Source organism: Streptomyces colwelliae, from assembly GCF_048158785.1.
Taxonomy (GTDB): Bacteria; Actinomycetota; Actinomycetes; order Streptomycetales; family Streptomycetaceae; genus Streptomyces.
Genome location: NZ_JBLTJC010000387.1, coordinates 1 through 9,492, shown reverse-complemented (window position 1 = coordinate 9,492; position 9,492 = coordinate 1). Strand labels below are relative to the sequence as shown.

Here is a 9,492-nt window from a genome sequence, read left to right as displayed (position 1 = left end):
ATGCACGACATCCCCCACACCCCGCCGCCGTTCCGCGACCCGCCCGCTCTGCTCGGGAGCATCCTCCGCCCGGTACCCGATCGTGATCCCGCCGATCGGGTCGTACTCGTCCGGCACCCCGAACTCGGCTCGGAACGGCTGGAGATGCTCCGGCATGATGCCGAAGAAGCAGGCGCCGAGGCCTTCGTCGACCGCGGTCAGGAGCATCAGCAGGGAGGCCATGCCCGTGTCGATGTACCAGTACGGCGCGGGCCAGCGGGCTTCGGCGCGGTCCTCCCAGCCCTTGTCGGGTTCGGCGTAGCGCGCCAGATAGGCGGCCTTGTGCGCCAGGGGTACCACGACCAGCGGGGCGTCCTGCATCGTCGGGGTGTTCTCCACCCGGGTGGGGACGAACGGCCAGAAGCGGGCGCGGTCGGCCGGGTCGGTCAGGGCGAGGAAGGCCCAGCCCTGGGAGAAGCCGGCCGAGGGGGCTCGTAGCGCGGAGGCGAGGACGCGTTCGATCACCTCCGGGGTCATCGGCTTGTCGGAGTAGTGACGGATCATGCGTCGCCGGCGGACCACCTCGGAGAATTCCATGTCGGCAGATCCTGCCACGAACTGCCGGACCGGCGGGCGCCGTTGGGCCACTGCTCAGCGCGGATGCGATGCGGGTGTGCGGGTGTGCCGGGGGCGACAGACAGGGCTGGTCACCTCAGGGCCCCCTTGGCGTCGTCCCGTTTGCAGGCGAAGTCGCGACCGTGAGCCTCGGCCTGGGCCTGGGCCGCTATCAACTCCCCAAGCCCCACTGGCCCCTTACGCACTTATTGCCCAAGAGATCTTCACCATTTCCGACCTGAGTCCCTATCATGCGGAGATCAACAGGCCCGGCCAAGGGGAGACTTGGGCGGGCCTCTCAGGTTCCGTGGGGGGAACATGCGTATACGCGTTGCGGCCGCCGCTGTGTCCGGTGTCGTGTCCGGTGCCGTCGTCCTGTCCGCGCTCGCGCTTCCGGTGGCCGCCCAGGCGGCGGAGCGTACGGGTGCGGCGGCGGGGCCAACTTCCTTCGCCTCCAAGGCCGTTCAGCCCAGGGACTCGTTGGGCAACACCAAGTTCTCGCGCGCCGTCATCAACGGCGGAAAGGACATCGTCCTCGGCACCACCGGCACGAAGTCCGTGACCGTCACGTACACCGCCACGGACTCGAACGGCGTCGCCCTCACCGAGGCCTTCCTGTGGCAGGGCACCGACAGTTCGACCACGGACGGCATCACCGGCGGGCTGGGGACGGACGACGACCCCGACTGCACGGAGACGGCGACCCAGGGCACCTACACCTGCAAGGCCGTCTTCAACATCCACCCCGCCACCGACATGAAGGACAACGGTGTGGCCGGGACCTGGAAGCTGTTCCTGGGTGCCTGGGACCTGTACGCGAACGCCAGTTACAACGACGACGTCGCCACCGCCGCGATCAAGAAGGCCTCCACGCTGACCGCCAACGCCACGCCCGAGCCGGTCAAGAAGGGCAAGACCATCACGGTCACGGGCAAGCTGGCCCGCGCCAACTGGTCGACGGGCAAGTACGCGGGGTACGTGTCCCAGCCCGTGAAGTTGCAGTTCCGTAAGAAGAGCAGCAGCGCCTACACCACCCTCAAGACGGTCAGGACCAACAGCACCGGCGTCCTGAAGACCACCACGAAGGCCACGGTCGACGGTTACTACCGCTACGTCTTCGCGGGCACCGCCACCACCGCCGCGGCGACAGCGCCCGGCGACTTCGTCGACGTCCGGTAAGCGGCGGTTCGGCAGCACCACAACACGTCAGCACCACACATCAGCACCGCACGTCAGTACTCCGGTGCCGGGCCGCCTCCATCACGGCGCCCGGCACCCCCCTTCCTTTTCCGAACCGACCGGTCAGAGCTCCGGAGCCAGCAACGTAAGCCGAAGCACCGCCGCGACCGCCAGCCCCGCCGGAACCGCGTACCACCACCTGCGAACCCATCCCGCCTTGACGAACACCCAGCTCAGCCCCGCCGTCACGGCCGTGAGCGCCAGGGCGAAGCCGGCCGCGAAGTTCGAGTGGGCGACCGTTTCACTGTCCCAGGGGCCCGCGGGGTCGGCCGCGTAGGCCAGGAGCGTCATGTAGGCCGTCACCAGGTGGCCCAGGGTGAGGACGAGGGCGCAGATCGCTGATGCGACGCGGGTGCGCGGGGGGCGGGGCGCCCGTACGTCCGCGTGCGGGGTCGTGGGGCGGACAGGGCTGGTCACTTCAGTGCCTCCTTGGCGTCGTCCAGTTTGCGGTCGAAGCCGCGACCGTAAGCCTGGGCGGCGGGGTCCTCATAGTAGGGACCGCCGTTGTAGCGAGCGGCCAGCTCCTGGAGCTGGGCTCGGGTCATCCGGTCCGGCGGGACATCCGCGAAGCCGCTCTCCGCCTTGAGCTGGGCCAGGTACTCCGAGGAGATGAAGATGTTCTTGGCCGGGTCCTTGATCGAGTCCACCACGACGTCCCGCTGCATGTCGGTGAGGTGGTTCGGGTCGTAGCCGAGGACCTCGGCGGCGCGGCGGACCTGGATGGACATGGGGCCCATCGAGGTGCGGTCGGGGTCCTCGCTGAAGGGGAGGATCTTGCGGCCTTCGTAGGCCAGGTCGTCGAGGACGCCCGGATCGCCCTCGACCTCCTGCCAGGCGATGCCGGCGACCATCTCGGGCGGCAGGCCCGCGTCCTGGGCGGCGGCCTTGATGACGGCGCTATTGGCCGAGATGTACTGGCGGCGGCTCTCGTCGGAGTTGGACGGCAGCCAGTAGTTGTTGCCCTCGGCGCCCGGCAGTCCGTCTATGCGGGTCTGGATGCGTGACAGCGTCTCGTTGACCACGACGTTCCCGCCCATGGTGGGGATCGAGTCCACCTTCGGCCCGGCGCCCGGGAGTTGGGCGTACGGGTTGTCGCTCGCCTGGCGGGCCTCGGCCTGCAACGGGCCGAGGTTCCTGAGGAACTGACCCGGGTCCGCGATGGGGCTCTGGAAGTCGGGAAGGGAACGGTTGGCGGCCTTGATGTCCGCGACGCACGTCTCGCGCGCCTCGGACTCCACGCGCCGGGCGTCGCCGTAGTGGCCACTGGTCTGGTTGTAGTAGCGCTCGGCGTCCTCGCGGATCGCGTCGATGTCGACCGTCAGTTCCGCGAACCAGTCCATGACGCCCGTGGTGCCCCGGAGGTCCTCCCACTGCCTCATGGGCTCCGCGGCGCGGGCGGTCGGGGTGACGGCGGTGGCCTCCCGGGACATCACCTCGGACAGTTTGCCTTCGCTGGCTTTGCCGCTCTTGTAGTGGCTCTTGGCCGTGGTGACCGCGTCCGCATACGTCGTCAGGGCGTTCCCCACTCTGCGGAAGGCTTCCGACAGGGCGTCGGTGAGATCCTTGGCCTCGCTCAGCCGCTTCGCGTACAACTCGCGGGCGTCGCTCCGCCAGTCCACCTTCACCGCCTTGCGGAAGGCGTCGTCGGTGGTGTCGATCAGCTTGTGCAAACGCGTGAACTCGGCGGCGCTACGGCCGATGAGTGCCGGGTTCGCGTCCTCCAGGAACTCGACGTCCGCTCGGTGGGCCACGGGATCACCGGTTCCCTGGTTCGGTGTAACGGCCCGCCACCAGAACGGAGTTCAGCTGCCCGCGTACGTCACCGTCGTACTGCGTGTACGCGTTGTTCGCGGACTTCAGCTTGCCCGACAGCGCCGCCAGCAGGACGACCGCGTCCGTGTACTGGTCCTGGGCGAACCGGGCGAACGCCTCGACGTTCGAGGCCACGTCCGGGTGGGATCGGGGCACCCGGGCCATCGTGGCGTTCTCCCCGTCCATGCGTCCCTCGTACAGGACGCCCGCGATCTCGATGAGCAGATGCGAACTCCCGTCGACCGAGGCCGCGTTGACGGAGAACCCGTCCGCGCCACCGCCGGCCGGCCCGGTGGACGAGCCGCCCCGATCGGCCGGCAACTGGTTCAACCGCATCTGCGTCGACGGCTGTTGCCGGGCCAGCGCGTCCGCCTTGAGCTGTGCCCATTCCTCGTCCCACGACACGATTCCCGTCCCCCGTTCAGTCGTGACATCGCGCGAGCACACACATCTCGCCCCTCCAAGTCTGCCACGAACAGGTCAAGGACGATCAAGAGTTGACCAAATGAGGGCGACTCAAGGTCGCCGAGTAAGAGATCTACGTGAACCGCCAAAACCCCCTCCCGGCGCCCCCGATCTTCTGTGTACCGTCCTCCCTTGTGCCGATCGGTGATCACTCAACTACCGGTCTACGCGCGAAGATTCACCGCAGTCAGCGACATCCGCAGCACCCTCAGCACCCGCACCCCTGTTCACTCCACCCCCCACTGATGGAATCCCCCCACTCCACGGAGGTTCACCGGATGCTCAGCCTTGGCAAGTCCATGACACGCACACGCACCCTCACGTCAGGTCGCAGGTTCACCACCGCTCTCACCGTGCTCGGCATGCTCGCCACGGGAGCTGCCGTGCAGGCGGCCACCGTCACCCCCGCGCACGCGGCCACCACGCACCGCGTCCTGTTCGACGACGGGCACGCCGAGGAGGCGGGCAACGCCGACTGGATCATCTCCACGAGCAAGCCGGACCCGTTGGCCCAGGACTCCTCCCCCTCCTCCGACAAGGACTGGACCGGAGCGCTCTCCTCGTGGGGCATCGCCCTTCAGAAGACCGGCGACTACAGCCTCAAGACCGCGACCAGCGCGCTCACTTACGGGGGCTCCTCGGCGACCGACCTGTCGAACTTCGACACGCTCGTGCTGCCCGAGCCGAACATCGAGTTCACGACCGCCGAGAAGACCGCCATCATGAACTTCGTGAAGGCCGGCGGCGGGCTGTTCATGATCTCCGACCACACCGGGTCCGACCGCAACAACGACGGCTACGACGCGGTCCAGATCCTCAACGACCTCATGACCAACAACAGCGTCGACTCGACCGACCCGTTCGGCCTCTCCATCGACTCGCTGAACATCACCTCCGGCTACCCGGCCGCCATCAGCGACAGCAGCAACGCCGTGCTGCACGGCTCCTTCGGCACCGTCACCAAGAGCCTGATCGCCAACGGCACCACGGCCACCCTCAAGCCCGCCGACAACGCGAACGCCAAGGGGCTTCTGTACCGCTCCGGTTACTCCGGCAACACCGGGGCCTTCTTCGCGACCAGCACCTTCGGCAGCGGCAAGGTCGCGTTCTGGGGCGACAGTTCGCCGATCGACGACGGCACCGGCCAGTCCGGCAACACGCTCTACGACGGCTGGAACGACACCGGCGCCACCAACGCCGCCCTCGCCCTCAACGCCACGGAGTGGCTCTCCTCTTGAGCCACCGAGCACGGATGCGGGCCGGGGAATCCCACACCCCGGCCCGCATCCGCGTCTTCTACGTCCTTGTCTCCTACATCCTTGTCTCCTACGTCACTGTCCCCAACTCCGCCAGCCCGCCCTCGCGTTGGCGTTGACGCTGACGTACGACCAACGTCCATACACCCGCCGCAACCGCCGCCACCGCAAGCCCCGTCAGCATCCCCGCCGTATGCGATCCGGCACTGTCGGCCACCCGCGCGACGGGGTTGGCCAGCCCCAACCGATCCGCCAGCCAGCCGACGGCCGCAGTGGCCGTGATCAACGCACCGCCCACCCGCAGCGCGGGCTGCACACGCAACCTCGCAAGGACCAGCAGCGACGGCAACGCCAGGCAGACCAGCAGGAGCTGGACCAGTTCGATGCCCAGGTTGAAGGCCAGCAGGCTGGTCGCCAACTGGGCTGTGGACAGGTGCATTTCGGCGAGTACGAATGAGAACGCCATGCCGTGGCCCAGACCGAAGACGCCCGCCACGATCGCTTCCTTGCCGGGGAACAACGGACGGATCGCGTGGACCGCGCCGACGAGGATGCTGACCGCGATGAACGCCTCGACCGGCCGTCCGGGGATCTCGAAGCGAGTGAGGGCAGTTGCCGCAAGAGCGACGGAGTGACCGATGGTGAAGGCCAACGTGATGAGGCCGATACGGGACAGGGCAGCGCGGGGGCCGGCCAGGCCGTTCCAGCGTCCCCCGGCCGCCAACAGCGGTGCGGGCAGCAGCAGGATGAGCAGGAACAGCAGGTGGTCGGTGCCGGTGAGGATGTGGTTGCCGCCCAGTTCGAGCATCGCGACGAAGCCGCGCCAGACGCTGCCCTCACCAAGGTCCACGACCAGCGGCGGCACCTTCATGTGCCGAACGTCGAGGCGGATGGTGCCCACCTGCGTGGCACCGTCGCCCTCGACCCGACCCGCGGCCCAGTCCTGACGAACCGACACCAGCGTTACATGCGTGACCACTTGGTGCACGATCACGTCGTAGTCGAGGGTGAAGTGCCGTACGTCGGCGCCCGCAGGCGGGGTGAGTACGGCCTTCGCGATCAGCTCGCGGTACGGGCCGGTGGAGGTCTGTTCGGTGCGGCTGAGGCTCAGCGCGCCGACGCTGACCTGCCACACCTTGCCTTTGAGGGTGGTCGGGTGGATGTGCCGGACGAGGTAGGTGCGAATCGCAACGGCCTTCGCAGGCAGGGCGGTTGACTCGATCGTGTTCAGATCGATGCCGCTCGCCCGGGAGAAGTCGTCGACCGGCAGCGCCAGCCGCGCGGTCACCGAGGCCTGGTACACGTCGAGTTGGACCACCGAGTGCGGCATCGGGTGCGCGGCGGCCGGCGACGCTCCGAGCAGGAGCGCCGCCGGTACCGCGATCGCGATCCCGGCCACCAGGCGAAGTAGCGCTGTGGTCAGCCAAGTTCGCGGTCGGGTCATGAGAAGGTGAACTCGCTGCCGTAGTCGCGGGTGTGGTCGCGGTACACGGTGTGGTAGTGGACCTTGCCCTGGAAGACGAGGCCGTTCTGGCAGACGAACTCGATCCACACGCCCGGGCCGTCGATGCGCACGTAGTCGCCCTGGGTGTCCAGCGCGGTGCCGCCGGAGTAGCCGACGTAGGTCTGATTCAGCTCATTCGCGTACGTCTTCATGAGCTTCTTCGCGGTGGCGTCGTCCACGTTGGCGATCCAGGGGTGGATGGCCTTCAGGACCAGCTGCTGCTGCTTCGGCGACAGCGAACTGACCTTGATGCCTTCCTTGGTCGCCGGGAACTGGCCGTCCTCACCCGGGCCGAGGAGCACGTCGCTGAACGACTCGGTCAGCTTGGCCGTGGCCAGCTGCTCCGTGCTCAGGCTGCCGGTCAGGGCGAGCATGCCGTCGCGCTGCGCGTCCAGGGGCGAGTACGTGGTGCCGTCGTCGTCGGTCCAGCTGCTGGGCTCGACACCGACGAAGAACGGGCTGGCGCCCGCCACCTTGCCCTTCTTGTACGTCTGGTTCACGGCGAGGTGGTGGCCGCCGAAGTGCAGCTGCCAGGTGCCGGTCACCGAGGGGGTGCCGAGGAACGCGAGGAAGTAGACGCCGCTGCCGTAGCCGCCCATTCCGCCGCCGGCGCCGCCGGACGGCGGGGTGCCGGTCGGGACGTCGGTCGGGGCATCGGTGGCCGTCGCACTGGCGGACGGGTCGGCGGAGGCCGTGCTCGACGCGGTGTCCGACGGCGCCGGACCGGCGGAGCTGGTGGCCTGTGCGGCGTTGAGCACGTCGTCGGCCTTGAGGATCTGCGTGATCTGGTCGTACCCGGTGCCCTTGCCGGTGCCCGTGGCGAGCTTCACCACCTTCATGGCGGCGGCGAGTTGAGTGTCCGTCAGGGAGCCCAGCTGGATGCCGGGGCGGCAGGTCGAGCCGCACGGGAGGTTCGACCACGCGGTCGCGTTGGCCTGCGAGAAGTCCAGCAGCACCTCCGCCTGCTGGTCGGCGTCCAGGGTGTTCAGGAACTCGTTGGCCGCGCTGACCACGGCGCCGGTACCGGTGGCCTTCTTGTCGACCGGATGCTTGGCGCCCGCGGCCGATTTACCCGTCTGCGTATCCGTGGAGGCATTCGCCACGGCGAAACCACCGCCGACCAGCACGACTGCCGTGACGGCTCCCGCTATTCCACGCCAGGTCCGTCTCGTACGCACCAGACGGGTTCTTTCTCTACTCACGAACGACTCCTTCGATTCCAGCAATTCCAGAACGACGTCCCCGCCACATGGGCAGCATGGATCGCCCGCTCGTCAGCGGTCGCAAGCAGGGATGGCAGGGGTGAGAGACACGCAACGGGCAGCCGGCCGCCCGTTCACGCGATTGTTGACAAGATTATCGAGTTTCTTACCGAAATCTCAATGGATCGTCACGTGGACACAATAATTTCAGGTTCCACAGCAATGCGAATTGAATTCAGATAATTCACTTATGCCGATGACAGGCGACTCTTATCAACCGGATAGGATTCCCTGCTACCAGCCGATCCGCCGCCCCAGGAGGCACGTCATGACCAAGGTCCCCAACATTCCCAGCGCGGTGGTCGCCGCGAGCGGACTGGTCGGCGGGTACGGCGTGGCCCGCTGGACCAGGAAGCGGCAGCTCGGCGGTGTCGTCCTCGCCGTGGCCGGGACCACCGCCGCACAGCAGTGGCGCCAACAGGCCGGCGGAAAGGCAGCGGGAGCACTCACCGTCGCCTACGTCGCCGCGTTCGCCGGCTCCCACCCCCTGGCCAAGAAGATCGGCGCCTGGCCCGCGGTCTTCGGGGTCGCCGGCGCCGTAGCCCTAGCGTCCTGGGCGGTCGCCGACCGGCACGCATGACTCCGTCGGCCGCGTACGGCGGCAAGGCGACGTGTCGGGGGGTGTCCGCCCGCAGCGGTCGGCGCGTCAACACGGTCAAGCCGGTGACAAACAGCCCCCGCGCCGATCCGAGGACGGATACCCCCCGGCGCGGCGCCGACCCACAACGCACCCCAGGCGCCGAAACGCACCCGCACCCAGGACGAAGCCGCACCCCCAAACCACCTAGGGGCGCGGGGAACTGCGCGACCAGCCACAAACAACCCGCACCCGACAACAACTGGAATACGGCTCCTCAAGGTCGGTGGGCGGCGGCGCACAGCAGACCGTCCGTCGGATCCTCCTCGCGCGGCCGGAAGCAGCGTCCCACCGTCGCCGCGACCAACGCCCCCGCCGCGATCACCAACGTCGCGAACGCCCACGCCAACGGCTGTTCCGACTCGAACGACACATACATCTGCACCGCCGGCGGCACCGCCACCAACAGCAGCGGCCAGGCCAGGTCGTCCCGATGACCGAAGTAGCCCGCCAGGCACACCAGGATCACCGCGAGCAAAACCCCGCCGCCACCGGACACCTCACCCGCCACCGACACCGGCACCGATCCCGACGGGACGCAGATGGCGTACGCCGCCGTCGCGCCCCCCGCACCGAGCGTCCGGGTCAGCCAGCGTTCCGCCCAGGGGCGCGTCCGCAGGGGGCTCAGCAGCTTCTCGGTCATGTGTACGAGGGTTCCCCCACTGCCGGAGCCGCGACAGAGTACGAGTACTCAGATCCGCCCCCACCACACCCTCGCCCCAC

General features: G+C 68.3%; 9 protein-coding genes and 1 pseudogene. 3 read left to right on the top strand and 7 right to left on the bottom strand.

Annotated features, from left to right (window positions below):
* On the bottom strand, nucleotides 1–576 hold a 576-nt coding region (locus ACNFOC_RS44940; RefSeq protein WP_416964782.1), incomplete at its 3' end, for a nitroreductase family protein.
* Between the two features lie 336 nt (nucleotides 577–912).
* On the opposite strand from ACNFOC_RS44940, the gene ACNFOC_RS44935 reads away from it, so the two are divergent.
* Nucleotides 913–1,773 carry a hypothetical protein gene (locus ACNFOC_RS44935; RefSeq protein ID WP_416964781.1) on the top strand — a complete coding sequence of 287 codons (861 nt, stop codon included), beginning with the start codon at nucleotides 913–915 and terminating at the stop codon, nucleotides 1,771–1,773.
* A gap of 123 nt (nucleotides 1,774–1,896) precedes the next feature.
* Here ACNFOC_RS44935 and ACNFOC_RS44930 read toward each other — a convergent pair whose 3' ends face one another.
* Genes ACNFOC_RS44930 through ACNFOC_RS44920 form a run of 3 tightly spaced genes read right to left on the bottom strand, consistent with a single transcriptional unit; the run spans nucleotide 1,897 to nucleotide 4,050 of the window.
* Entirely contained in the window at nucleotides 1,897–2,250 is a 354-nt protein-coding gene (locus tag ACNFOC_RS44930; RefSeq protein WP_416964780.1) for a hypothetical protein, read from the bottom strand.
* Nucleotides 2,247–3,584, bottom strand: a complete 1,338-nt coding sequence (locus ACNFOC_RS44925) for a hypothetical protein (RefSeq protein WP_416964779.1) — start codon at nucleotides 3,582–3,584, stop codon at nucleotides 2,247–2,249. Before ACNFOC_RS44925 ends, ACNFOC_RS44930 begins: the two co-directional genes overlap by 4 nt.
* Nucleotides 3,585–3,588: 4 nt before the next feature.
* Nucleotides 3,589–4,050, bottom strand: a complete 462-nt coding sequence (locus tag ACNFOC_RS44920) for a hypothetical protein (RefSeq protein WP_416964778.1) — start codon at nucleotides 4,048–4,050, stop codon at nucleotides 3,589–3,591.
* Between the two features lie 359 nt (nucleotides 4,051–4,409).
* Between ACNFOC_RS44920 and ACNFOC_RS44915 the strand changes: the two are divergent.
* Nucleotides 4,410–5,342 (top strand): annotated as a pseudogene (locus ACNFOC_RS44915) (hydrolase); the annotation flags it as partial.
* 94 nt (nucleotides 5,343–5,436) lie between these two features.
* On the opposite strand, the gene ACNFOC_RS44910 reads toward ACNFOC_RS44915, so the two are convergent.
* The gene (locus tag ACNFOC_RS44910; protein ID WP_416964777.1) at nucleotides 5,437–6,810 is read right to left on the bottom strand and encodes a HupE/UreJ family protein; all 1,374 of its coding nucleotides are present in this window, start codon (nucleotides 6,808–6,810) and stop codon (nucleotides 5,437–5,439) included.
* Entirely contained in the window at nucleotides 6,807–8,072 is a 1,266-nt protein-coding gene (locus ACNFOC_RS44905; protein ID WP_416964776.1) for a DUF3500 domain-containing protein, read from the bottom strand. The genes ACNFOC_RS44910 and ACNFOC_RS44905 overlap by 4 nt, the downstream gene beginning before the upstream one ends.
* 328 nt (nucleotides 8,073–8,400) lie before the next feature.
* Here ACNFOC_RS44905 and ACNFOC_RS44900 point away from each other — a divergent pair, with 328 nt between their 5' ends.
* The gene (locus ACNFOC_RS44900; RefSeq protein ID WP_416964775.1) at nucleotides 8,401–8,712 is read left to right on the top strand and encodes a hypothetical protein; all 312 of its coding nucleotides are present in this window, start codon (nucleotides 8,401–8,403) and stop codon (nucleotides 8,710–8,712) included.
* A gap of 274 nt (nucleotides 8,713–8,986) precedes the next feature.
* Here the strand turns inward: ACNFOC_RS44900 and ACNFOC_RS44895 are convergent, their stop codons facing one another.
* A complete protein-coding gene (locus ACNFOC_RS44895; protein WP_416964774.1) occupies nucleotides 8,987–9,412 on the bottom strand; it encodes a hypothetical protein in 426 nt (141 codons plus the stop codon).
* Between the last annotated feature and the right edge of the window lie 80 nt (nucleotides 9,413–9,492).